Origin of the sequence: Shewanella mangrovisoli (assembly GCF_019457635.1) — a bacterium.
In the GTDB taxonomy this organism is placed as follows: domain Bacteria; phylum Pseudomonadota; class Gammaproteobacteria; order Enterobacterales; family Shewanellaceae; genus Shewanella; species Shewanella mangrovisoli.
Window position 1 is genome coordinate 1,794,689 of sequence record NZ_CP080412.1, and the last position, 24,471, is coordinate 1,819,159.

Genomic DNA, 24,471 nt, shown 5'->3' on the forward strand with positions numbered 1-24,471 from the left:
TCCTATGAGCCTAATACTTTGGAATAAAAGATAAAAAGGGCGCGGATGCGCCCTTGTTTTAGGTTGTGCTACAGCGAATGATTAGAGCTGGTAGCTAATGTGCTGATGGAAGCGCACCACGAGATCTTCTCGCTCTGGATCTAGCCCAATCTCGGCGGCAAAGGTTTTCAGCGCGGCTTCGACGTTATTCATAAAACGGCCATAGCCGGAGTCATCACAATCTTTTGCACCCGCGACGATAGTAAAATGCGCGGCTTCGACTAAGTTATCGGCATCCCAGCGGCGGATAACTTGTTGCTCGGTTGCGTTCGGGTCAAAACCGATCATTTGTACTTCGGCCTTGCTGTCGAGTTTCTCAAACTTACTGTTACGCACTAAGGGGGTTAGGCCGTTGGCGATCATCGCCAATCGCGTTAATTGCTTATTGGCAGCCGCCTTGAGGAAGTTATCTTCAAGATGTTGATATAACGGGCTAAAGTCCGTTGCAGAGTCGGGTAGTAAACCTTGTTTGAGTTTGCGACTCAGCGGCAGGCTGACGGTGACATAGGTGAGTGAGCTGACATTTTCCGGCAGGTCACATTTTCTGGCCTTGTATCTTGGTGCAATCGCTCTGAGTTTATAGCCGTAGGTTTCTTTATTACCTTTTGATTTAGCAAATAAATCATAGGATAAATGCTGGTGGTCGCGGATCTTCACCTTAAGATCTTTAATCGGCAGCTTAGGCATTAATTCGTTTAGGAGTTCTCGTACTCGGGTATGGAAATTGGCCGAGTTGCTGCGGATCTCATCGCCAGTCGCTAAAAACACAATACGCAGTTTGCGGGCGCGGTAGTTGTCCTCGGTGAACAGGTTTTGTGCCTCGTGATAGGCGGGATTGTAAAAAAACAGAATTTGTTCAGCGGTTTGGAAACAATAGGCTTCGGTGTGGTAACGCACGACTGGCAGTTTATCGTTAGTGATCACATGAACGTTACGGAGATCGTGTTGTTCTGCCAAGTTAAAAATAATGCGGCTTAAGGTTTGATAACAGCTATGGTAATCGGGGTATTGCGCCAGTAATTCATCCGTGACTTTAATTTCGGCGGTGATGTACTGGTTGGTACGAGCTTCCTTGGGTATGTACACTTTTTGCTGATGGCTAAGGGACATATTGACTCCTTGTTGGGTTAACCATTTGCTAACACGAATTTTACTGTTTATCTCGGGCGTTAATGTTGCGTTGGAGCATGTTTTTATCGCTTAAGTGCAACTTTACATCAGCAAGCTGTTTATTAGCTTAAAATTGCAGCGATTTTATTGAGTTAGTGCTTTTTCAATCCAAGGTTGCATCCAAGTGGCTATTTTCTCTTGGGCCTTTTCATTGGGATGAATTCCGTCCCTTTGCATCAACTCAGGGTGGGGGGCAATGTCCTGCATAAAGAAGGGGATTAATGCAATCTCCTCGTCTTTAGCAATCTCTTGATACACTTGGGTGAACTTTTGGGTATAGCGAGGGCCATAGTTAGGCGGTACCATGATTTCGGTCAGTAGCACTTTAGCGCCGCTATTTTTCGCTAGGGTAATGATTTGGATTAGGTTATTTTTGAGTTGCGTCGGGGGGAATCCGCGTAAACCATCGTTACCACCGAGTTCGACCACCACTAAATCGGGGGCAACCGAATCGAGCAGCGCAGGCAAACGACGCAATCCGCCCGCTGTGGTTTCACCGCTCACCGAACCATTGGTAAATTCATGCTCGGGTAAATTTTTTTGCAGCAGCGCCACCCAGCCTACTTGTTCCGACATGCCATAGCTGGCACCTAAGCTATCGCCGAGGATCAATACTTTCGCCGCCTGAACTGGCGTGGTTATAAACAGACTTAACAGGATGCAGGCGCTCACGGCCTTTGCCATCGGCTTGCATCTTAGCGATTGACGCAAGAACGATTTGTATAAGAAGGATCCTATGTCTAACGTCGTTTCAAAAAACAGTGCCATCAATGTTGTTAACCTCGAAAAATCGGTGACTACTCAGGAAGGTTCGCTCACTATCCTCAAGTGCATTAACTTAGATGTCAAGCAGGGGGAAAGTGTCGCGATATTAGGCCCCTCCGGTTCGGGCAAATCGACTCTGCTTGGCTTACTCGCCGCGCTTGATACCCCCACTTCGGGGGAGATTTGGCTCGATGGCCAAGCCCTATCCCCGCTCAATGAAGAACAGAAAGCCGCGCTGCGTAAACAGAAAGTGAGCTTTATTTTTCAGTCTTTTATGTTAGTTGATACCTTAACTGCCCTCGAAAATGTGATGCTGCCTGCCGAGCTTGCCGGGGTTAAAAATGCCAAGGAGAAGGCTGAGGCCATGTTGGGGCGCGTAGGGTTATCCCACCGTTTGACCCATTTACCTAAACAATTATCTGGCGGTGAGCAGCAAAGGGTGGCCATTGCCCGCGCCTTTATCTGTGAACCTAAGGTGCTTTTTGCCGACGAGCCAACCGGCAATTTGGACAGTGTTAACGGCCATAAAATTGCCGATATGTTGTTTGAGCTGAACCAAGAGAGCCACACCACGCTCATCCTCGTTACCCACGACTTGCAATTGGCGAAACGCTGCCAACGGCAACTGGTTATGGATAACGGCCACTTGCAGGAAGAGTTAGCTTCGGCCTCATCGCACAGCGTGAATGACAGCCTTGAATTAAGCGCCAAGGAGGCCTAACCCATGGAGCTTAATTTGGCATGGCGCCTGTTTAAGCGCGAGCTGCAACAGGGGCAGTTGTTATTGATTATCCTCGCCATTACCTTGGCGGTGCTGTCGGTTAGCGGTCTTGCGCGGGTCAGTGAGCGCTTGCAAGTCGCAATAAACGGGCAAGCGACCCAGTTTATCGCCGCCGATCGCATTATCGACTCTCCCGTTCAAATTGACGCCAGCATTCTGGCCAAGGCCGATGAGCTTGGTCTTAAGCATGTGACCAATATGCAATTTAACTCCATGGTGTATGCGGGGGATAAGTTTCAGTTAGTCACGGTGCGGGCGGTTGAGTCTGGTTATCCACTTAAGGGAGACATCGAACTTAAAGCGGACAATGGACAAGATGTCAAAGCCCAAGGCTTGCCCCACGCCGATGAGGTGTGGTTCGAGAGTCGCTTAGGAGGACTCTTGGGATACCCGAAAACATTGGAATTGGGCAACAGTGAGTTTCATTTAAGTCAAGAAATCAGCCGCTTACCCGATGCGGGTTTTAATCCGTTTGCTTCTTCCCCCGTGGTGTTAATGCGGATAGAAGATGTCGCCAAGACAGGGGTTATTCAACCCGGCAGCCGAGTGACCTATCTGTATCAGTTTGCGGGTGAAGAAAGCGCCTTAAGCGCCTTTGAAAATAGCGTTAAACCGCTGCTGAATAATTCCCAGCGCTGGGTCGATGTGCAGTCTGGCGACTCACCGATAGCGGGCGCGGTTAAGCGGGCAGAGCGCTTTTTACTGCTGGCAAGCTTGCTCGGTATTGCGCTTGCCTGCGCCGCGATTGGGATTGCCGCCCAGCGTTACTGTCAACGTCATTATGATGTGGTGGCTATGCTTAAAACCTTTGGCGCCTCATCAACACAAATTCGTCGACTATTCGGCATCCATTTGCTGCTGGTGACGCTCTTCGGCATTGTGCTGGGGTTAATCGGCGGGGCACTGCTGGATTTAGGCATTAATCAACTGTTACCCCCTGAAATCGCTGCCTATTCGCCACCGTTGACGCGGCCGCTACTGCTTGGGATCAGCACTGGGCTTATCAGCGCCTTTATGTTTTCGGCCTATCCTTTGATGCGCCTGTTGGCGATTCCGCCGCTGCGGGTATTACAAAGGCAACTTGAAGGCTTGCAGCTCGGCATGTGGCTGCATTTACTCTTAAGTTTAGGGGCGATGGCACTGTTGGGATATTTGTATTCCCAAAGCTGGGCGCTGACACTGACTGTGGTTGCGGCTGTGCTGTTACTCGGCGTATTGCTCAGTATTTTAGGCTTTGTGATGATCCGCCTTGGTCACAGTGTCGGCATGAAAACCACCAATCCCTTGCAACTGGCACTGGCGGGTTTACGACGCCGCGCGCGGCAAAATGCGGTGCAACTGGTGGGATTTAGTGCGGCCTTGGTATTGCTACTGACCATTTTGGCCCTAAGGCAAGATTTACTGAATGAGTGGCAAAAACAGCTGCCCAAGAATGCACCTAACTATTTCTTGGTCAATATCGCCCCCGATGATGCTAAGCCATTAAATGACTTTATGGCACAAAAGGGCATAGCAGCGACGGATATCTATCCCGTGATTCGCGGCCGCTTGACTCAAATCAATGGTGAAACCTTGATCTCCAACGAGCAGGCCGAAGCGGGGGATAAAGGACGAGTCGGGATCTCCCGAGAGCTTAATCTCACTTGGCGCAATAGCTTACCCGCCAACAATGAGTTAGTTGAAGGGTATTTTAATCAGGCGGCGAATGAGGTTTCTGTCGAGTCAGGTGTTGCCGAGCGTTTAGGGCTAAAGCTGGGCGATACGCTGACTTACATGATTGATAACCAAGAGCTTAGGGTTAAAGTCGCCAGTATCCGTGCTGTGCACTGGGAAACCATGCAGCCAAACTTCTTTATGATCTTCACTCAAGAAGCGCTGGCGCCCTTTGCCTATACCTCGATGGCAAGCTTCTACCTCGATGACAAAAAGCCGGATGTGCAATGGAATGATGCACCAAAGAACACAGTAATCCTCGAACTTATCCAGCAGTTCCCAACGGTGTCGATTATCGATGTCGGCGCCATGGTGGGGCAATTGCGACAAATTATTGAGCAGGTGTCCCTGTCGCTGACGTTGGTCTTGGTCCTCGTTTTACTGGCCAGTTCTTTAGTGCTTATCGCGCAAACCGAGGCGGGAATGGCCACGCGCCAGCGTGAACTCGCGGTGCTGCGCACCTTTGGCGCCTCGGGTTGGTTATTGCGTAGCGCCACTGGGCTTGAATTTGCGTTACTGGGGGGCATCGCTGGGGTGCTTGCAGTGATAGTGGCGGAATTTGCGCTGTATCTGTTAAAGACCCAAGTGTTTGAACTTAATGTGTATATGCACTGGCCCTGGTGGGGGATTGCTCCCGTCTGCGGCGCCATGTTAGTCGCGCTGCTGGGTGTTTGGCGCTGCCGCCAATTACTCAATCAATCCTGCGCCGAATTATTAAAGGCGGGCGCTTAAGATGAGGCCTGTTTGGTGTTATGGCGAATGCCGCAACACCATCAGATGTAAAATCAAAATGTAAAAAAAAGCACTGGCCTAAACCAGTGCTTTTTTTATGGCGATTATTTGAGTGTTCTAGCCTGAGCCTAAGCTTGAGCATTTGTCACATTGGCTTACAAATGGAAAAAGCCAAGATGTTATCTGCGAAGAACTTAGCCGATATTGATGAGTCTATTAAAGGAGCATGAGTTGCTTACGTCTGGCAATTGATAAGTTAACACTGTCATCAAACGAGAAGATTGCTGGATTTTGGCCTTAGGGAGATAAACAGAATGTTTAAAAAACTTAGAACATTACTTAGAGATAATCGCTCCTTTTTGTTGTTTATCAGCTTAATGCTGGTGTTTAGGAGTGCGGTGGCCGATTGGAATACAGTGCCGACAGGTTCTATGTTGCCGACGATTGTCGAGGGCGATCGCATTCTGGTTAATAAGATGGCTTACGATATCAGAGTGCCATTTACCCATATCCCACTCGTTAAACTTGCGGACCCAACTCGTGGGGATATTATCGTGTTCGACTCTAAAAAAGCCGATAAAAAGCTGATTAAGCGGGTGATCGCCGTACCCGGTGATACTGTGATGATGCGGGATAATCGCTTGTATTTAAATGGCAAACCACTCGCATATACACAGCAAACATTAAGTGCCTATGCGCCGGCGAATGTCACCGAGTGGCAGGAGGATCTCCTCGGCATAGCCCACAGTATTCGACTTAATCCGCAGCCTTCGCAGCTGGCTAATTTTGGCCCTGTTACTGTGCCTGATAACCAGTATTTGGCGCTAGGGGACAATCGAGATAACAGTGCCGATTCAAGAGTCATAGGTTTTGTGCCCAGAGAGGAGATTGTTGGCCGCTCAAGCTCAGTGGTCTTCTCATTGGATTACAACGATTATTACCTGCCGCGACCAGAACGCATGATGCGCGCGTTCTAATTTGTACCTAGATTTCACTCTCCACGAGATATAAAAAAATGGCGCCCTTATCGGCGCCATTTTTGTTTGATGATAAAGCGTTTTCACAAAACCTTGTGCGATTACATCAAAAAGCTGAGGTAGCCCTGCAATACAATTAAATTGACTATATCGATAAAGAAGGCGCCGACAATCGGTACCACCATAAAGGCCTGAGGCGAAGGGCCGGTGCGTGACACCAGTGCGCCCATATTCATCACTGCCGTAGGAGTGGCACCCATACCAAAGCCACAATGACCGCCGGTGATCACCGCCGCATCGTAGTTACTGCCCATAATTTTAAAGGTCACAAAATAGGCGAATACCGCCAGCACTGCGGTTTGCACCAACAGGATAATCAGTAAGGGGATAGCCAGATCCAAAATTTCCCATAACTTTAGATTCATCAATGCCATAGACAGGAATAACGACAGCGCCACCGTACCTATCACATCGATACTCTCGGTATGGGGTTTATAACCTCGGGTCACTTCGGTGATGTTAGCGATGATAACCCCAAGGAATAGGGCATAGACAAAGTCCGGCATCTTGAGCCAATTCAGCTGATATTCACTGACAAACACAGTAAACCATTTGGCGCCTGCGACGCAGATCAGCAGTACAAACAGGGTTTCGATGATTGTCTTGGCGGTGACTTGGTCCTCTTCGAGCTGATCATAGGTCACCAGCTGTGGATGCGTGGCGTGGTGCTTACGGCCCATGCCGTAGCTTGAGACCAGATTGTGTTTGCCAATTAATCGCTGCGCAACGGGGCCGCCGATAATGCCGCCCATGACTAAGCCAAAGGTGGCCGCCGCCATCGCAAGCTCTAAGGTGTTGATGCCGTAGTTTTCGGCAAAGGTTTGTGACCAGGCAACACCTGTCCCATGGCCGCCTGACAGCGTAATTGAGCCTGCGATAAGGCCTAAGATAGGATCTAAGCCGAGGAGGCTGGCAAGACTTACACCCACCGCATTTTGAATGACGATATAGACAGACGCTACGCCTAAAAAGATAAACACTTTTTTGCCGCCACTGAGCAGTAACTTATAGTTTGCCGACAAACCTATGGTACTGAAAAACATTAGCATTAAGGTGTTTTGCATGGGTAAGCTGAAGGCGAGGGTGATGTCTTGGAAATGTAAAAAGGCCACGACAGCGGCGACGACCAGCCCGCCTACGATAGGTTCGGGAATATTGTATTGTCTAAAAACACGCACATGGCGATTGATGGAATGGCCAATAAACAGCACGAAGATAGCAATTAAGAACGACTCGAGTTCGCCAATTGTATAAGTGGTGTGCATGATAGTTCCTTAAAAATGGTTTGTGTGGGAATACCGCTGTACTCATGCAGAGTGAGGGCGACCCATCTCGTTATTTAGCATTGGCTAATGCTAAGTGTTAAACGCGCGATCTAAGGACAGATTCTTGTCAATCCCCAAGGCTGGAGAAGGAGTATTAAGCGCGAATATGAACCGTATTGGTGTAGTTGATCAGCATCGCCACAGAGGGGCGAATACTGAAGATAATGAACTTGCTCGGAGCGTTAACTGTGCTTCAGTGCGGGCGTTAACACGTCAATAGAGATAAGCAAGAGGCGGGGAGTGTAACAGAAAAATGCGTCAATGTCGTTGAATTGTCTTTAAAATCATTGTGTTGCATTTATGTTTTTTGGCTGTTGCCAGATGCGAGCGCAGCATTGCCTAAAACCAAGCCGATAAATAAATCGCCTTAGGGGATTTTTATCTCTGATTTTCAAGCCATTATTCAGCATGGCGTTAACCCAGTCTCACGCGCTTGGTAACATTTTATTCTCAAGCCAGTTACCGAAAATGCTGGAGTCGAAAAAGCTATTAACTCGCGAGTACGTTCCTTAGCGCAGGTTCGAGCCGCTCAAAACGGAAGCTAAACCCCGCATCGAGCGCATGTTTGGGGAGCACAAATTGTCCTTCGATGAGTAACTCCGCCATTTCGCCCATCGCGAGTCGCAGCATAACGGCTGGGGTTGTGATAAAAGTTGGGCGATTTAACACTCGACCTAAGGTGGTGGCAAACTCGGCGTTACTGACAGGATTAGGTGCGGTGGCATTGAAAATGCCCTCGCATTCGTCATGGTTGAGCAAGAAGTCTATCAGCGCCACCATATCCTGAATGTGTATCCAACTCATGCCCTGGCAGCCGTGGCCTATCGGCCCACCGAGTCCTAATTTAAATGGCGGCAACATCTTCGCAAGTGCGCCACCATGGCCAAGCACTATACCCGTGCGTAGGATGCAGACGCGGGTTTTGGTGGCGGCTTGCAGCGCGAGTCGCTCCCATTCCTGGCAAATATCATGGCTAAATTCGGGGTGTGGGGCTGCGGTTTCATCGATGGGGATGGCGCCTTGGCGGCCATAAAAACCGATGGCAGATCCACTTATCATCACTTTGGGCGGGGTGCAGCTGTGTAAAATCAGTTGGCTCAGTCGCGCTGTGGTATTCCAGCGACTATCGCAGATGCGCTGTTTTTGCTGCGCGCTCCAACGTTTAGCAACAATGGGCTCGCCGGCGAGATTTATCACTGCATCAATATGATTTAAATCATCAATTTCGTCTAAGGTGCTGAGATATTGGTGCTGCGGGCCTAATAGTTGCCGACTGCTGCCGGGGTGGCGGGTGAGCAAGACCAATTCATGCTGATTGGCTAAATGGGCGACTAATTGCTGACCAATAAACCCACTTGCACCCGTTATCAATATCTTCATCGTCGAGTCCTTGGTTGATGGTTTTCTTTGATTATAAGCAATATACGATAACGGGCGTGCGGGGATCACTTTATTGCTGTTTTTGGTAACACAACTCCATCGACACCGAATCGGCAAAGCGCAAGGCGTGGGGTTTATCGATTTCGACACTGGCAAATTCGACCCAAGGATGCTCGCTGGCGATGGCTAATGTCTGGCTGGTGAGGTTTTCGAGCAGTGAGAAGCGATTGTTTTCAATCAACTCAATGATTTTTTTTGTGATGGTACGATAATTCAGCGCATCGTCGACATTATCACTGTTGCGCGCCTTGTCGGCACAGTAGTGGATGACGACATTGACGATCACATCCTGCCGATTTTGGATTTCATCTTCTTTTATACCGATAAAAGTGCGCAGTCTTAAGTTTTTAATGCGTATAATCGCGGTTTCTGGTTTCATAATGACAATCTAGTTTTATGGCTTAGGTGATTGAGTTTGAGACTTTTCTTGGGCTAGCCTAACAACTTTATCTAAGATCAAGAAGGATTTTTACGCCATGACACGTTCCAATACGCCGTCTGCCGCTTACAAAGGTTTTGCCGTAATGGCCTTTGTGGTGATTATTTTGGCAGGGATAAAGGCCGCCAGCCCGATTGTTGTTCCCTTTGTGCTATCCAGCTTTATTGCGGTGATCTGTAATCCGGCGATTGGTTTGATGACCAAATACCGCGTACCTAAATGGCTCGCCGTGATCCTGCTGATGGGTTTTATCGTGTTGATGGGCTTATGGCTCGCCTCACTGGTAGGCAGCTCGATTAATGAGTTTTCTAAGCAGTTGCCGCAGTATCGCGATCAGCTGGTGGAGCAGTTTTCCTGGGTGCTGCATAAGTTGCAGGCGCTGAATATCCAAATCTCCAAGGAGCAAGTGCTGGCCTATTTCGACCCTGGCATGGCGCTGTCTATGACCACCAATATGCTCTCAGGCGTTGGTAATGTGATGGCGAATTTGTTCCTGATCATCCTGACCATCGTCTTTATGTTGTTTGAGGCGCAGTCTCTGCCGAAAAAACTGCACTTGGCACTGGACGATCCCGACATGCGTTTGCAGCAGATTGACCGTTTTCTGCAATCGGTGAATCAATATATGGTGATCAAGACCTTAGTCAGTTTAGCGACGGGCTTGATTGTCGGGGTAGGGCTCGCGTTTATCGGCGTGGATTACGCGCTGCTTTGGGCGGTTATCGCTTTTTTATTCAACTATATCCCTAATATCGGCTCGATTATCGCAGCCATTCCCGCCGTGTTGTTGGCTTTTATCCAATTAGGCCCCGCAGCGGCGGGCGGAACTGCGCTGCTGTACGTTGGTGCGAATATGGTGATGGGCAACGTGGTTGAGCCTAAATTTATGGGCCGCGGTCTTGGGCTCTCGACCTTAGTGGTGTTTTTATCGTTAATTTTTTGGGGGTGGTTGCTGGGCTCGGTCGGCATGTTGCTGTCGGTTCCCTTAACCATGGTGGTGAAAATCGCCCTCGAATCCAGCAAGAGTGGTAGCTGGTTAGCCATTTTATTATCCGACGATGTGGATGATAAACTGGTGGGCCAATCGACAAGCACCGCTCCGATTTCTGAACCAGTCGATACCCATTCAACAGATAATAAGTAGTAGATAATGCAACGTTTTATAGAAGCGCTGGCGACGATAGAGGTCGGGGAAGATGCCTCGCGATTATTCCATGGCCGCGGCGGTTATTACCCTGGCTGCGAACATCTTTGTTTAGATTGGTTCGCGCCCGTGTTGTTATTGACCAGTTTTATTCCCCTCGATGCGGCCGAGTTGGCCGAGTGCCAACAGGCGATTACGGCGCGTTGGCAAGTGATACAACCCAATCGGCCGTTAAACTTGGTGTATCAATACCGCAGCGGTGGCGAAACCTTTAGCCAAGTACTGGCGGGTGAGGTGCCCGATCCCCATGTGGTCACCGAAAACGGCACTCAGTTTCAGGTGCATTTATTGCGGGGACAAAACCACGGTTTGTTCCTCGATATGGCTAATGGCCGTGAATGGGTCAGAGCCCATGCTCGCCATAAGAAAGTGCTGAATTTGTTTGCTTATACCTGTGGTTTCTCGGTGGCAGCGCTACAGGGCGGCGCCGACGAAGTAGTGAATATGGACATGAGTAAAGGGGCGTTAGCCATAGGCAAGCAGAACCATCTGCTGAATGGCTTTAGCGCGGGTGCACGCTTCTTAGGGCACGATATTTTTAAGTCTTGGGGTAAGTTACGTAAGTTAGGACCCTATGACATAGTGGTTGCCGATCCGCCGAGTAATCAAAAGGGCAGTTTCGTGGCGACTAAGGATTATGTGCGTTTGATCAGACATTTACCCGAGTTGTTAGCCGAGAATGCCGAAGTGCTACTCTGTTTAAATGCGCCGGAACTCGATACCCAGTTTTTACGTCAGCAGGTTGAAGACGCTGCGCCTGCGCTCGAATACCTAGAGCGCTTACCCAATCCCGCCGCCTTTGTTGATGTCTCTGAGGAGAAATCATTAAAGGTGCTGCGTTACCGCTTAAAGGCGTAAGCACTTTTGTCATAAAATGCGGTCATAAAAGCCGTCATAAAACGCTGTCATGAAACGCCATCATAAGACCGAAAGAGGCTTTATGATGGCACTTCATGATGTAGCTTCGCGCCTTATCCCATCTTTACTCTTACTAGTACTAGCCTGTTAATAGCTTAACCGCTCTGAGAGTTGCGATTGTCCATGATGTTCAATGGCGAGACTGACATCGTGTGGGTTTAAGTGCTTAAGCGCAGAAATTTCAGCATAGAGCTTATCCTGCACATCGAGCGGGATATTCATTTGATCCATAAACATATGGATCCCCAAGATATCGCCGTGGCTGAATAAGGTGGTGAGTTTTGCGGCTTCAAACTCAATGATGGCATTCATATCGACCTCCTACTCGCATCATTACTTAATTGATAGCAGTTTGTGCCCGTCTTCCTAGATTCTTTGTTTGTAAGCCCGCGCCCTTTAGTGCATTAGGCTATATCAACTGAAAGGCTTTCATTTTTAGATACGGCTTTTGGGCTTTTTTAGCGTTAAAAACCATTTTTATCTTTTACATCGAAACAAAACTGAAAGTTTTCTGTAATTATTGGTCTGGCTTTGGTATACTCTGCGCCACGGAAATTCCCTTTCCTCATGGGCAAAATGTCAGCATAGAACGGCATGCCTTTGCGACCTTACAAAATCGAGCAGGAGTTGTTATGGAAGTTCATGAATACGAAAACGCTTACTACCAAGTTAAAGACGACGTAATGACGTCTTTACCTGCACAGAGCGAAGAAGAAGCGGTCTAAGTCCTGTAAGCCTAAGGTTTACAGTGCGAATTCTGAGTCTGAAGTAACAAATACAAGCACAAAAAAATCGCAACCTTAGGGTTGCGATTTTTTTATCTGATTTTGGATATCAACCTGAAAGAGAGTGATACACCGTTTAACCATTCACCTTACGTTTTTCAGGCATGATCTCAACGATAATCCACTTGCCGCTAATCTTATGCAGCCGCAGCGTTCTGTCATCAATCCAAGGCTGTCCACCCTTTAAGCCCTTCATCTTAACGACCACCATGACGTCTTTGGTGAACTTGCGGAAAAAGTCGATATCAATATCATCAATTTCCATTTCGACATTGGTCATCGACAGGCCGAGCATATTGCGCTGCACCGCTGCGGCGATGTAATAGTGGGTTAAGACTTCTTTGAGTGGAGCATCGACATATAACTTGGCCTTCTCCACATCGCGGTCAACATAAATGGCGCTAAAAAAGCCGAGACTCACCTCTTCGGGAGTGAGCACGTGCTGCTCTTTATCTGAGGCATCGCCACAACCAAACAAAAACAGGAATGAAAGAAAAAATAAGGTTCTCATGGCTTTTCGTTATAGGAATTTGTCATGAGTATCGCGATTTTAGCGGCCATGTTCAAGTTTTGTAATAATGGCGGTCACTGCCGAAAATGACTTGACTCGGATCGGCCGCATGTGGCATATCTGAAAGGATGACTTCATTAGGTTATCCACAGAATCTGTGGAAAACTATGTTGAAGACTAGAGGGATAATTTTTAAGTAGCTGATTATATATGTTTTTAATTGCTGGTTAAAAAGTGACGCTTTTCTATGATGCCGTTCTCCAGCCATTTCCTTGTGGATATTTTCTTAGATTTTCCCAGTCTATTCACAGCGTGTGAATTCCCCCAAACAGCATTTTTATGGCCTTTTGAGGATATTTTAAGCGTTTAATGCTGTCCGCTTTTTGTGAGCCTTTCTATTCGGAAATAAAAAAGCACTGAACAGGTCAGTGCTTTTTTGATGATGCTTTTTGTGTAGCTTTAGCAGCCTACATTAGGCTTTGCTAGCATCGTTTTGTGACGCTTGGATAGCCGTCAGTGCGATAGTGTAGACAATATCGTCCACTAAGGCGCCGCGGGATAAGTCGTTCACAGGCTTACGCATGCCTTGCAGCATGGGGCCAATACTGATGAGGTCAGCACTACGCTGTACTGCTTTGTAAGTGGTGTTACCTGTGTTGAGATCTGGGAACACAAATACAGTCGCTTGACCCGCAACAGGGCTGTTGGGCGCCTTAGAGCGAGCCACGTTTGGCATCACGGCCGCGTCGTATTGCAGTGGACCGTCGATAACCAGATCAGGACGTTTTTCTTTCGCGATACGGGTCGCTTCACGCACTTTATCCACATCCGAACCAGTACCTGAGTTACCGGTTGAGTAGCTGATCATCGCCACTCTTGGTTCGATACCGAAGGCCTTGGCAGATTCTGCCGATTGAATGGCGATATCGGCCAGTTGTTCAGCGTTTGGATCGGGGTTAATCGCGCAGTCACCGTAAACCAGCACTTGGTCTGGCATCAACATAAAGAAGATGGAAGAAACCAAGCTAGAACCCGGTGCAGTTTTGATCAGTTGTAGCGGCGGACGAATCGTATTGGCCGTGGTGTTTACCGCGCCAGAGACGATACCATCGACTTCGTTTTGTGCCAGCATCATAGTGCCGAGCACCATGTTGTCTTCTAACTGCTCTTTGGCAACGACTTCAGTCAAACCTTTGCTGCGACGCAGATCGAGCATCGGCTCAACATAGCGATCGCGTACTTCATCGGGGTCGACAATCACAACGCCTTCGCCCAGAACAACGTCTTGCTGTGCTGCAATACGTTGAATTTCATCTTTTTTACCTAACAGTACGCAACGCGCGATACCCCGTTCGGCACAAATCGCGGCGGCCTTGATGGTACGTGGCTCATCACCCTCTGGCAGCACCACGGTTTTGTGGGCGGCGCGCGCAAGTTCGGTGAGCTTATAGCGGAACGCTGGGGGTGATAAGCGATGTTCCCTAGGGGAGTTTTTGGTCACGCTTTCAATCCAGCTCTGATCGATATGACTAGCGACGTATTCTTGGACTAAATCGATACGTACCGCATCATCCACTGGCACTTCGTGGTCGAAGCGTTGGATGTTTAATGAAGTCTGCCAAGTGTTGGTATCGATGAGGAATACCGGTAAACCTGTCTCGAAGGCCTGTTCACACAGTTTCAGAATTTCAGGCTCTGGCTCGTAGCTACCGGTGAGCAGCAGGGCACCAATCTTTACGCCGTTCATGGCGGCAAGGCACGCTGACACAATCACATCGGAGCGATCGCCAGAGGTCACCAGCAGTGAGTCTGTCTTAATGTGGTTGACCATATTTGGCAAGCTGCGGGCGCAGAAGGTGACTTTGCGCAGGCGGCGGGTGTTCATCTCGCCGGCATTGAGAATGCGGGCACGTAGATGCTTAGCCAGATCCGATGCGCGTGGTGCAACCAAATCGAGGTTGTAAGGCACGCTACCTAAGATGCGCAGTGGGCTCTTACCTGGCATTTGGAACATGATGGACGCATCAGAGCGTTGTACGCCTTGATGATCGAACACTTCCGATAAGTCAGGGCGCGCGCGACCTTCATCGTCCACTGGTGCGCCAATCTTGTTGATCACGGCACCAATGAGACGTTTGTTGTTTTTGCCGCCCCAGGAGTTGTAGGCAATTTCGAGGCGGTTCATCAGGCCAGTTGGCGTGTCGCTGCCGGGGGTGGCAATGAAGATCACGTCCGCGTCCATTGCCTTGGCGATAGCGTAGTTCACGTCATCGGCGAAGGGATGGTTACGGGTTGGTACTAGACCTTCAACGATCAGGGTTTCGGTATTGCTGGCGCATTCTGCGGCGCGGGCAATGATTTGCTCCATTAGCACATCGGTTTGATCGGCGCGGATCAGTGCTTCGGCATGGGCCATATCGAAGGGCTCTAACGGATTGACCGTGGGCGATTTGCTTAAAATCGTGGTCGAGCGCTCTGGGCCATTATCATTCGGACGTAGCTGGGAAATGGGTTTAAAGAATTGGACTTTTACCCCGTGACGCTCTAATGCGCGCACCATACCTAGGCTTAAGGAGGTCAGGCCAACTCCTGTGCCTATGGGGATTAACATGATATTTCGAGACATAAAAACCTCTAAGTTCGATGGTTTTTGGCAGAGTGAGTCGTCTCTGCTGCTTTGCTTGTGTTTGTTTAGCTGTAGGTCGCTAATAACAAAGCCGTTTGGCAGAGCAAACGGCTTGAATCATCTTATTATTTTGTAATGAGTTTAATCGAATCTTCGGCGATAACCCACTCTTCGTTGGTGGGGATGACCATGGCAACGGTACTGTTGTCTGTGGTGATGATGCCTTTCTTGCCGAAGCGGGCGGCTTTGTTACGCTCGCTATCCACATGGAAATTGAAGATTTGCAGCATGTTGAGCACTTTTTCGCGGATGATGTCGGAGTTTTCGCCGATACCACCGGTAAAGACCACGGCATCTAAACGACCGAGCGGCACAGTGTAAGACGCGATATATTTCGCCAGACGGTAGCAGAAGATTTCCAGTGCTAAGGTCGCGCCTTTGTGACCATCGGCATAACCTTCTTCGATGCCACGGCAATCGTTAGTCAGTTCAGAAATCCCTAGCAGACCACTTTGCTTGTTCATCAGGTTGTTGACTTCTTCCAGTGTGTAACCCAGTTGGTGCACTAAGTGGTAGATGATAGAGGGGTCGAGATCGCCACAGCGAGTGCCCATCACTAAACCTTCGAGCGGCGTCAGTCCCATTGAGGTATCAACACTCTTACCGCCTTTAACCGCAGTCACAGAGGCACCGTTACCTAAGTGCGCGCAGATCACATTGGTTTCTTCTAAAGGTTTGTTCAACACTTTAGCGGCTTCACGGCTCACAAACAGGTGGCTAGTGCCGTGCATACCATAGCGGCGGATACCGTGCTCACGGTACAACTTGTATGGCAGTGCGTAGATAAAAGCGCGCTCAGGCATGCTTTGATGGAATGCTGTATCGAACACCGCCACTTGTGGCAGTTTAGGGAAAGAGGCAATGGCCGCGCGAATACCGATAAGGTGTGCTGGGTTATGCAGTGGCGCCAGTGAAGAACATTCTTCAATACCTTTGATCACATGCTCATCAATAATTACAGAACGAGTGAACTTCTCACCGCCGTGTACGATACGGTGACCCACGGCTTGGATCTGCGCGGCTAATTCAGGTTGACCAGCAAGGATTTTATTGACGATAAATTCAACGGCTTCGCGGTGAGCGGTAAATGCACCTAAAGAGGACTCATGCTTTTCACCGTTGATTTTCCATTTAATGCGCGAGTCTTCTAAGCCAAAACACTCGGCTAGGCCAGAGATCTGATCGTCACCTGTTTGCGCGTCAATGACGGCAAATTTGAGTGAAGAGCTACCGCAATTGAGTACTAAAACCAGTTTATTAGACATGTGTAAACCTTTTGCCATTGTGTTTAAGTTAACGATTCAAAATCTTGGGAACGCTTGCGTAATTTGCCATCACAGTCTTGGGGCGCAGTGCCAGATTGTGCTATGGTAAAAGCAGTGTTCCTCTGTTGTAGGTGTCTAAAATTGAGTATCAATATTCTCAAAACCTTAGGTGACGGTCGTCGTTATATGAAGACGTGGCCTATGGTTAGACAACTGGGTTTGTATTTTCCTGAGTATCGGGTGGTACGCGCCACTCAGCTTGCCATTCTGGTGATGCCAGTGCTGGCGATTTTGGCGAGTGTGAGTCAGATTTATACCTATGGTTGGGCGTTTTTACCCCAAGCCCTCACAATCGCATTGTTCTTTATTAGCCTGCCGTTGCAGGGCTTATTGTGGTTAGGCTGGCGTGCGCGCCATCCATTACCTTTATCGCTGTTCGACTGGAGTAATCAGTTGAGTGCGAAATTGTCTGCCATGGGCATTCATTGCCAATCCTTGGGCGCTAAGGCGTGTTACCTTGATATGGCGCTCATTTTAAAAATAGCCTTTGAGCGCTTAGATGCCAGTTATTGGGAGGAGCTTTAAGCCTCCCTTGGCGTCTTAATACACCGCATTAATCCCCTGTGAGCTAAACACGGCTTTAATTTTTTCCATGGTGTCGCGGCTCGGTGGGACGACGCCATCGAGTTGATAGGTTTCTCCCATCGCTTCCCACTTGTGTTTACCCAGTTCGTGGTAGGGCAGGAGTTCAACTTTTTCAATATTCTTCATGGGCTTGATAAATTCGGCCAGTTGTAATGCCGAAGCTTCATCGTCGGTAAATCCACCCACAACCACATAACGTATCCAGGTAGGCTGATTGCGTTTGGCGAGATACTCGGCAAATTGCAGCGTTCTGTGGTTACTGACCTTAGTCAGTTCAATGTGTTTATCGTCATTCATTTGTTTGATATCGAGCAACACCAGATCGGTATTATCGAGTAGCTCATCAATCACTGGCGTGTACTTACGCACAAAGCCGTTGGTATCTAAACAGGTATGAATGCCTTCTTTCTTACAGGCTTTAAAAAGCTCGGCGACAAACTCCGCCTGTAATATGGCTTCGCCACCGCTGGCGGTCACACCGCCGTTGCTGGCATCGAGGAAGGGACGGTAGCTAATGATTTGGCTCATTAACTCGTCGACCTGTACTTCCTTGCCACCATCAAGATCCCAAGTATCACGGTTATGACAATACTGACAGCGCATTAAACAGCCCTGCATAAAGGTGATAAACCGTATGCCTGGACCATCCACTGTGCCAAAGGATTCCACTGAGTGGATCCGACCGGTAACTGCCATTGTGACTCCTGTTGAAATAAGTGAGGCTGTAGCACATTGTACTACAGCCTTACCTAATTTAGCTTACAGACCTTTTGTGAAAGTACGTGTGATCACGTCTTGCTGCTGCTCTGGGGTCAAAGAGTTAAAGCGCACTGCGTAACCCGATACCCGGATGGTCAGTTGCGGATACTTGTCAGGGTTAACGACCGCATCCTCAAGCATTTCACGGTTCATCACGTTAACGTTCAAGTGTTGACCGCCTTCGTGTCCTTCGTTGTGGGCGAAATATCCGTCCATCAACGCCGCGAGGTTAGTACGGCGACCGTCTTCATCTTTACCTAAGGCATTAGGCACGATGGAGAAGGTGTAAGAGATACCGTCCTGTGCGTGGGCAAAAGGCAGTTTTGCCACTGAGGTTAACGAGGCAATCGCGCCTTTCTCATCACGGCCGTGCATTGGGTTTGCACCCGGTGCAAATGGCGCACCTGAACGGCGACCGTCTGGCGTGTTACCGGTTTTCTTACCATAGACCACGTTAGAGGTAATGGTCAGAATTGACTGAGTTGGGATAGCGTTGCGGTACATTTTACGGTCGCGGATCTTCGACATAAAACGTTCCACTAAGTCACAGGCGATATCGTCGACGCGTGGGTCATTGTTACCAAATTTTGGATAATCACCGCTGATCTCAAAGTCGACGGCAATGCCGTTTTCATCACGTACCGGTTTAACTTGAGCGTACTTGATAGCAGACAGTGAGTCGGCCGCGATAGAAAGCCCTGCGATACCACAAGCCATGGTACGACGTACGTCTCTGTCGTGCAGAGCCATTAGCGCAGCTTCGTAGGAGTACTTGTCGTGCATGTAGTGAATAGAGTTCAGCGCAGTGACATATTGCGTCGCTAACCAATCCATCAGGCCGTCTAAGCGATTCATCACGTCATCGAAGTTCAACACTTCGTCGGTGATGGGGGCGGCTTTAGGGGCGATTTGGATTTTCAGTTTTTCGTCAACACCGCCGTTGATCGCATACAACATGGTTTTTGCCAAGTTTGCACGGGCGCCGAAGAACTGCATGTGTTTACCCACAACCATTGGGCTTACGCAGCAAGCGATAGCGTAATCGTCAGATTGGAAATCTGGGCGCATTAAGTCATCGTTTTCGTACTGGATAGAGCTAGTGTCGATAGACACTTTCGCGCAGTACTTTTTAAAGCCTACAGGCAGTTTGTCAGACCAGAGCACAGTGATGTTTGGCTCTGGGCTTGGACCCATAGTGTATAAGGTGTTTAAGAAACGGAAGCTGGATTTGGTTACCAGTGTACGGCCATCTAAGCCCATACCGCCGATAGATTCAGTTGCCCAAATAGGGTCGCCTGAGAATAACTCATCGTATTCTGGAGTACGTAGGAAACGCACCATACGCAGTTTCATCACGAAATGGTCAATCATTTCTTGAGCTTGTTGCTCCGTGATGATGCCGTTTTTCAGATCGCGCTCGATATAGATATCGAGGAAAGATGAGGTACGGCCTAAAGACATGGCCGCGCCGTTTTGGCTCTTAACCGCAGCTAAGTAGCCAAAATATGTCCATTGGATCGCTTCTTTGGCGTTAGCGGCTGGGCGAGAAATATCGAAACCGTATTTAGCCGCCATGGTCTTCATTTGACCTAGAGCGCGGTGCTGCTCGGCAATTTCTTCACGCAGTTGGATAACGTTAGATAAATCTTCGCCGGCTTCAAACTGCGCTTGCAGTGAGCTGAACTGGGCAAATTTATCCTTCATTAAGAAGTCGATACCGTAGAGCGCTACGCGGCGATAGTCACCGATAATACGGCCACGACCATAGGCATCGGGTAAACCGGTTAATACGCCGGATTTACGGCACGCCATGATTTCAGGGGTGTAGACGTCGAATACGCCTTGGTTGTGGGTTTTACGCAGTTCTGAGTAGATGTATTTTACATCGGCGTCGAGTTCGCGGTTGTAAGCGGCACATGAGCCTTCAACCATGCGAATACCACCGTTAGGTAACATAGCGCGCTTGAGCGGCGCATCAGTTTGTAAACCAACGATAGTTTCTAAATCTTTATTGATATAACCCGCGTCATGGGAAGTGATGGTAGAGACCATCTTAGTATCGAAATCAACTGGCGCGTGGGTGCGGTTTTCTTGCTTGATGCCTTCCATCACTTTGTCCCACAACTGGGTTGTGGCTTCGGTGGCACCGGCTAGGAATGACTCGTCACCTTCATAGGGAGCATAGTTTTGTTGAATAAAGTCACGTACATTGACTTCAGATTTCCAATCGCCAGGGGTAAAACCTTCCCATGCGTTGGCAAACAGTTCAGTTTTGTCGGTCATCGTACTAATACCTTTTGGTTGAGATAAAGGTCATTGGCGCTCATGGGGCAAACCATGTTGAGTATAGGCCAATCGCTATTTCCTGATTAAAGCTCCCTTCAAGATGACGCCCTATGATGGGAACTGGAACTTGGGGATATTTATCGCGCCAAGTGTCTGTCTATTGATACCCGATAAGATGACAAATATTCGTTTAACTTGGATTATCGGTTATCGATAACTCTTTTATAAATTGGTAAGACCAATTATCCATGAGCATATTAGCATAGCTCTTCTACTCTCGCATCTTAAACGGGCGAGTTTGTGCCCGATTAATCGCAAATTTGCTAGCAAGGTAGCATTTTTTTAGCACAATAAGGTTTAAAGCACGCTTTTACTGGCCCATTGGGAGCCAATGTCATCGCTTATTTGATTGACTGTCGCGCTTTTAACCGACGAAAGCTATCACCGTATCGATTGATTTTAATTGTTTACGATTTAGGCGGTCTTTGGCCTGATAATACAGTCGTCGCAAAGGCTCGTTTATACGGGATGCAAGGCGGTGGTAGGGCATTTGACGGAAAATAAGTCAGTATGAAAGCGTTTGGTTTGAGGGGATAGGAAACATGATTGTTTCTCCTCAAATGAATGCAGCGCGAACAGAGGCGTCGTCAACAAGCCGTCATCTTGATTACGGACGCTCGCCTTATGTAAGGTTAAATCTGCTTCATCTTACCTAAAAATGATATTGAAAAGCAGCATGGTAAATTGGTTAAAGGTGATTAAAATTGGTATGACCAATTAACCTTTTGTGTTTATGGCTTCAAAATTTTTACATTTTACCTGTGAATAACATCACGCTTTGGCAAACTCTGCTTCACGGCTAATGCGATTTGTATGTTACAAAGCGTGACTTTAGTGAGTCATCATTTAAGCAAGTCTTAATGTAAATGTTGATTGGTTTGATCTGCGCTTGGGCGCTGTAGGAGAGACCTATGTTGCAAGTTCGCGTTTGTTTATCGGCTTTGGGAGTACAGTTATGAAAGACTCACACGCTAATGCTCCACAAACATCCTCGACTGGCCATGAGCCAATACAGGTTTCTTCACACTTTAGCTGTTATCACCAAGCCGAGATTTACGGCAAAAGCAAAGTGGTTAAGGCGCCTTGGCAATCCTTTGGTTTAGCGGTATTTGCAGGCGCTTTTATTGCCTTAGCCTTTGTGTTTTACCTGACAGTCACCACGGGGGCGGGTGATAGCGCTTGGGGCTTAGTGCGCCTAGTAGGTGGGATTGCCTTCAGCTTAGGCTTAATTTTGGTGGTAATTTGCGGCGGCGAGCTGTTTACCAGCTCGGTGCTGAGCAGCGTTGCATGGGCGCAAAAGCAGGTGACCACCAGTGAATTGCTCAAATGCTGGAGCCGCGTGTATATCGGCAACTTTGTCGGCGCCATGTTAATGGTTGGCTTGATCATGGCGGCGGGTTTATATGAACTCGATGGCGGCAACTGGGGCTTAAATGCGTTAAAAGTGTCGCAACATAAGCTACACCATACTTGGGTACAGGCATTTAGCTTAGGTATTTTATGTAACATGTTGGTGTGTCTGGGTATTTGGATGACCTTCGCCAGCCGCGAATCCCTGACCAAAGCGATTTTACTGATCCTCCCGGTAGCCATGTTTGTCAGCAGTGGCTTTGAGCACAGTATCGCAAACCTGTTTATGGTGCCGCTTGGGATCACTATTCAGTCGGTCGCTAGCCCTGAGTTTTTTGCTTCTTTAGGCGTGACCCAAGAACAATTTGCCGATTTAACCGTGGCAAACTTTGTATTCAATAACTTAATTCCCGTGACCTTAGGGAACATTGTCGGCGGCGGTGTGATCGTTGGCCTCGGTTATTGGTGGATTGAGCAGGGCCAAATAGCCTTACCCGATCCGCAAAAATCCCATCAACCGCACTTTTTTGCATCGCCCTTACATACCGAAAAGGCGAAAAATAGCCAAGAGAGTAAGTAGCTCAAGGGCTAAGTAGTTAAGAGAAAATGTAACTAAGAGAGTCAGTCGCTTAGATTTGGGATAAGTGTTCCTTGAGTGGCTGTTTTCCTTAGACTTATAAAAAATGCCCAGTGTTACTGGGCTTTTTTGTGCTGCATTCGCAGTAACATGCTTTTTTATGCAGATTGCTTGTGTGTGATAGATGTAAGCATTTTGCGTATTCATGTAAGCGAATGAAGATTTTATGTACTGATTTACAGCGCTTTAGTTTATAGTGCGGCCTTTTCTGTTTGACATAAAATGGCGCATCTATGACGACTCCACCCTCGACGACTCAGCCAACAGAAGCAGCTCAGACTGCTATGGCACCATCCGCTTCACATACTCCCTCAGCCTTTCAAATGCCCGATACCTTAGTGATCATCTTTTTTGTGGCATTACTTGCGGGATTAATGACGTACTTTATCCCCATCGGCTCGTTTCAAACCCAGGAGGTGCATTATCTGGCCGATGGCGTCGATAAAGCGCGGACTGTCGTCGACCCTAATTCTTTTGCCTATCAATTGGATGATGCGGGCGAGCCTAAGTTACAACCCGTGGCACTTTTTAAAGGCGAGGGCGGCGTTGGCTTTTTTAACTTCGCTTTTGAGGGCTTAACCTCGGGCTCTAAATGGGGCAGCGCGATTGGCGTTATCATGTTTATGTTGGTGATTGGCGGCTCCTTTGGGGTCGTAATGGCCACAGGCACCATAGATAACGGCATCTTAAAGTTAATCGATAAAACCCGTGGCAATGAAAAGCTATTCATTCCGGTGATATTTACGCTGTTTTCCTTAGGCGGCGCCGTGTTTGGCATGGGAGAAGAGGCCATTGCCTTCGCGATTATCATCTGCCCACTCATGATCCGTTTAGGGTATGACGGCATCACCACTGTGATGGTGACCTATGTGGCAACCCAAATTGGTTTTGCCAGTTCTTGGATGAATCCCTTCAGTGTGGCGATTGCCCAGGGCATTGCAGGGATCCCGGTTCTTTCAGGCAGTGAGTTTCGCTTCCCCATGTGGCTTGGATTCACATTGCTTGGCATCGTTTTTACTATGCGTTACGCCCATCGTATTCAGCAGCAACCCAGTCTTTCCCATAGTTATCAGTCCGATGCTTATTTCCGTGAGCACCATGCTAATACAAAGCTTGAGAGCCGTTTTAATCTTGGGGATGTATTGGTGCTGTTGTTGTTAGTGTTAACTATGGTGTGGGTAATTTGGGGCGTTGTGGCAAAGGCGTGGTTTATCCCCGAGATCGCTAGTCAGTTTTTTACCATGGGGATGGTGGCCGGCGTCATTGGCTGCGTATTTAAGCTCAATGGCTTAACGCTTAACAAGGTGGCGCAGAGTTTTAAGGACGGCGCCAAAACCATGTTAGAGCCAGCTCTTTTAGTGGGATGTGCCTCGGGGATTTTACTGCTTCTTGGTGGTGGTGCTCCGACTGAACCTAGTGTGCTTAATTCGATACTGAACAGCGCAGGCGGGGTGATTGGTCATCTGCCGGATGCGCTCTCAGCGTGGTTTATGTTGTTGTTTCAATCCGTATTCAACTTTTTTGTGACCTCAGGATCAGGGCAGGCCGCATTGACTATGCCACTGATGGCACCACTCTCTGACATTGTTGGCGTGACGCGCCAGGTGGCGGTATTGGCCTTTCAGCTCGGCGATGGCCTGACCAATATCATCGTGCCCACCTCAGCGTCTTTAATGGCGACCCTTGGCGTATGCCGCGTCGATTGGGGCAACTGGCTGAAATTTGTCTGGCGTTTTATGTTGCTGCTGATGTTGGTCTCAAGTGTGCTGGTGATTGGCGCGCACTATCTTGGATTTAACTAGCTGCGAGGATTTAGCTAGGCGCTAGGGGTAACCTAAAGCAGCGGGTAAAGGCGCTAAGGGTTAACTCAGTTAATTGGTTAAACAGGAGATAAAAAACGGCATCCGAGGATGCCGTTTTTGTT

19 protein-coding genes are annotated in these 24,471 nt (G+C 48.4%); 8 read left to right on the forward strand and 11 right to left on the reverse strand.

Annotated elements, in window-relative coordinates:
- Positions 1-81: 81 nt before the first annotated feature.
- Both K0H60_RS07995 and K0H60_RS08000 read right to left on the reverse strand, forming a co-directional pair.
- Positions 82-1,149, reverse strand: coding sequence for a DUF3083 family protein (locus K0H60_RS07995; protein ID WP_069455216.1), 1,068 nt, complete (start codon positions 1,147-1,149; stop codon positions 82-84).
- Between the two features lie 144 nt (positions 1,150-1,293).
- A complete protein-coding gene (locus K0H60_RS08000) occupies positions 1,294-1,893 on the reverse strand; it encodes an arylesterase (protein WP_011716589.1) in 600 nt (199 codons plus the stop codon).
- Positions 1,894-1,945: 52 nt separating this feature from the next.
- Between K0H60_RS08000 and K0H60_RS08005 the strand changes: the two genes are divergently transcribed.
- From K0H60_RS08005 to lepB, 3 genes are all read left to right on the forward strand, one after another.
- Positions 1,946-2,695 (forward strand): ABC transporter ATP-binding protein, encoded by a 750-nt coding sequence (locus K0H60_RS08005; protein WP_220057808.1) that lies wholly within the window; start codon positions 1,946-1,948, stop codon positions 2,693-2,695.
- A 3-nt stretch (positions 2,696-2,698) separates the two neighbouring features.
- A complete protein-coding gene (locus K0H60_RS08010; protein WP_220057809.1) occupies positions 2,699-5,200 on the forward strand; it encodes an ABC transporter permease in 2,502 nt (833 codons plus the stop codon).
- A gap of 314 nt (positions 5,201-5,514) precedes the next feature.
- Positions 5,515-6,177, forward strand: coding sequence for a signal peptidase I (gene lepB / locus K0H60_RS08015; RefSeq protein WP_220055198.1), 663 nt, complete (start codon positions 5,515-5,517; stop codon positions 6,175-6,177).
- Between the two features lie 101 nt (positions 6,178-6,278).
- On the opposite strand, the gene gltS is transcribed toward lepB, so the two are convergent.
- From gltS to folX, 3 genes are all read right to left on the reverse strand, one after another.
- Entirely contained in the window at positions 6,279-7,502 is a 1,224-nt protein-coding gene (gene gltS / locus K0H60_RS08020; RefSeq protein ID WP_086903895.1) for a sodium/glutamate symporter, read from the reverse strand.
- Positions 7,503-8,051: 549 nt separating this feature from the next.
- A complete protein-coding gene (locus tag K0H60_RS08025) occupies positions 8,052-8,942 on the reverse strand; it encodes a TIGR01777 family oxidoreductase (RefSeq protein WP_220057810.1) in 891 nt (296 codons plus the stop codon).
- Between the two features lie 70 nt (positions 8,943-9,012).
- Positions 9,013-9,381: a dihydroneopterin triphosphate 2'-epimerase gene (gene folX, locus K0H60_RS08030; protein ID WP_011622266.1), complete on the reverse strand. Its 369-nt coding sequence runs from the start codon at positions 9,379-9,381 to the stop codon at positions 9,013-9,015.
- A gap of 97 nt (positions 9,382-9,478) precedes the next feature.
- On the opposite strand from folX, the gene K0H60_RS08035 reads away from it, so the two are divergent.
- Positions 9,479-10,585: an AI-2E family transporter gene (locus K0H60_RS08035; protein WP_220057811.1), complete on the forward strand. Its 1,107-nt coding sequence runs from the start codon at positions 9,479-9,481 to the stop codon at positions 10,583-10,585.
- Between the two features lie 6 nt (positions 10,586-10,591).
- Entirely contained in the window at positions 10,592-11,503 is a 912-nt protein-coding gene (locus tag K0H60_RS08040) for a class I SAM-dependent methyltransferase (RefSeq protein ID WP_220057812.1), read from the forward strand.
- A gap of 147 nt (positions 11,504-11,650) precedes the next feature.
- Here K0H60_RS08040 and K0H60_RS08045 read toward each other — a convergent pair whose 3' ends face one another.
- The 4 genes from K0H60_RS08045 to ackA all read right to left on the reverse strand — a co-directional run bounded on the left by K0H60_RS08045 (position 11,651) and on the right by ackA (position 16,810).
- Entirely contained in the window at positions 11,651-11,875 is a 225-nt protein-coding gene (locus K0H60_RS08045) for a hypothetical protein (protein ID WP_220057813.1), read from the reverse strand.
- A 549-nt stretch (positions 11,876-12,424) separates the two neighbouring features.
- Positions 12,425-12,859: a hypothetical protein gene (locus K0H60_RS08050; RefSeq protein WP_220057814.1), complete on the reverse strand. Its 435-nt coding sequence runs from the start codon at positions 12,857-12,859 to the stop codon at positions 12,425-12,427.
- A gap of 472 nt (positions 12,860-13,331) precedes the next feature.
- Positions 13,332-15,485 carry a phosphate acetyltransferase gene (pta, locus tag K0H60_RS08055; RefSeq protein WP_088212125.1) on the reverse strand — a complete coding sequence of 718 codons (2,154 nt, stop codon included), beginning with the start codon at positions 15,483-15,485 and terminating at the stop codon, positions 13,332-13,334.
- Between the two features lie 125 nt (positions 15,486-15,610).
- Positions 15,611-16,810, reverse strand: coding sequence for an acetate kinase (gene ackA / locus K0H60_RS08060; RefSeq protein WP_011622273.1), 1,200 nt, complete (start codon positions 16,808-16,810; stop codon positions 15,611-15,613).
- Between the two features lie 141 nt (positions 16,811-16,951).
- On the opposite strand from ackA, the gene yfbV reads away from it, so the two are divergent.
- On the forward strand, positions 16,952-17,395 hold the full coding sequence (yfbV, locus tag K0H60_RS08065; RefSeq protein ID WP_083757889.1) for a terminus macrodomain insulation protein YfbV: 444 nt from the start codon (positions 16,952-16,954) through the stop codon (positions 17,393-17,395).
- A 15-nt stretch (positions 17,396-17,410) separates the two neighbouring features.
- Here the strand turns inward: yfbV and pflA are convergent, their stop codons facing one another.
- A complete protein-coding gene (pflA, locus tag K0H60_RS08070; RefSeq protein WP_220057815.1) occupies positions 17,411-18,151 on the reverse strand; it encodes a pyruvate formate lyase 1-activating protein in 741 nt (246 codons plus the stop codon).
- 63 nt (positions 18,152-18,214) lie between these two features.
- Positions 18,215-20,497, reverse strand: a complete 2,283-nt coding sequence (gene pflB, locus K0H60_RS08075) for a formate C-acetyltransferase (RefSeq protein WP_220057816.1) — start codon at positions 20,495-20,497, stop codon at positions 18,215-18,217.
- Between the two features lie 1,018 nt (positions 20,498-21,515).
- Between pflB and focA the strand changes: the two genes are divergently transcribed.
- Both focA and yfcC read left to right on the forward strand, forming a co-directional pair.
- On the forward strand, positions 21,516-22,490 hold the full coding sequence (gene focA, locus K0H60_RS08080) for a formate transporter FocA (RefSeq protein WP_011716602.1): 975 nt from the start codon (positions 21,516-21,518) through the stop codon (positions 22,488-22,490).
- Between the two features lie 290 nt (positions 22,491-22,780).
- Positions 22,781-24,349 carry a putative basic amino acid antiporter YfcC gene (yfcC, locus tag K0H60_RS08085; protein ID WP_220057817.1) on the forward strand — a complete coding sequence of 523 codons (1,569 nt, stop codon included), beginning with the start codon at positions 22,781-22,783 and terminating at the stop codon, positions 24,347-24,349.
- The last annotated feature ends 122 nt before the right edge of the window (positions 24,350-24,471 follow it).

Excerpts from the sequence above, each read along its gene's own strand:
- K0H60_RS07995 (WP_069455216.1), bottom strand. The coding sequence starts at position 1,149 with ATGTCCCTTAGCCATCAGCAAAAAGTGTACATACCCAAGGAAGCTCGT.
- K0H60_RS08000 (WP_011716589.1), bottom strand. The coding sequence starts at position 1,893 with ATGGCAAAGGCCGTGAGCGCCTGCATCCTGTTAAGTCTGTTTATAACC.
- K0H60_RS08005 (WP_220057808.1), top strand. The coding sequence starts at position 1,946 with ATGTCTAACGTCGTTTCAAAAAACAGTGCCATCAATGTTGTTAACCTC.
- K0H60_RS08010 (WP_220057809.1), top strand. The coding sequence starts at position 2,699 with ATGGAGCTTAATTTGGCATGGCGCCTGTTTAAGCGCGAGCTGCAACAG.
- lepB (WP_220055198.1), top strand. The coding sequence starts at position 5,515 with ATGTTTAAAAAACTTAGAACATTACTTAGAGATAATCGCTCCTTTTTG.
- gltS (WP_086903895.1), bottom strand. The coding sequence starts at position 7,502 with ATGCACACCACTTATACAATTGGCGAACTCGAGTCGTTCTTAATTGCT.
- K0H60_RS08025 (WP_220057810.1), bottom strand. The coding sequence starts at position 8,942 with ATGAAGATATTGATAACGGGTGCAAGTGGGTTTATTGGTCAGCAATTA.
- folX (WP_011622266.1), bottom strand. The coding sequence starts at position 9,381 with ATGAAACCAGAAACCGCGATTATACGCATTAAAAACTTAAGACTGCGC.
- K0H60_RS08035 (WP_220057811.1), top strand. The coding sequence starts at position 9,479 with ATGACACGTTCCAATACGCCGTCTGCCGCTTACAAAGGTTTTGCCGTA.
- K0H60_RS08040 (WP_220057812.1), top strand. The coding sequence starts at position 10,592 with ATGCAACGTTTTATAGAAGCGCTGGCGACGATAGAGGTCGGGGAAGAT.
- K0H60_RS08045 (WP_220057813.1), bottom strand. The coding sequence starts at position 11,875 with ATGAATGCCATCATTGAGTTTGAAGCCGCAAAACTCACCACCTTATTC.
- K0H60_RS08050 (WP_220057814.1), bottom strand. The coding sequence starts at position 12,859 with ATGAGAACCTTATTTTTTCTTTCATTCCTGTTTTTGTTTGGTTGTGGC.
- pta (WP_088212125.1), bottom strand. The coding sequence starts at position 15,485 with ATGTCTCGAAATATCATGTTAATCCCCATAGGCACAGGAGTTGGCCTG.
- ackA (WP_011622273.1), bottom strand. The coding sequence starts at position 16,810 with ATGTCTAATAAACTGGTTTTAGTACTCAATTGCGGTAGCTCTTCACTC.
- pflA (WP_220057815.1), bottom strand. The coding sequence starts at position 18,151 with ATGGCAGTTACCGGTCGGATCCACTCAGTGGAATCCTTTGGCACAGTG.
- pflB (WP_220057816.1), bottom strand. The coding sequence starts at position 20,497 with ATGACCGACAAAACTGAACTGTTTGCCAACGCATGGGAAGGTTTTACC.
- focA (WP_011716602.1), top strand. The coding sequence starts at position 21,516 with ATGAAAGACTCACACGCTAATGCTCCACAAACATCCTCGACTGGCCAT.
- yfcC (WP_220057817.1), top strand. The coding sequence starts at position 22,781 with ATGACGACTCCACCCTCGACGACTCAGCCAACAGAAGCAGCTCAGACT.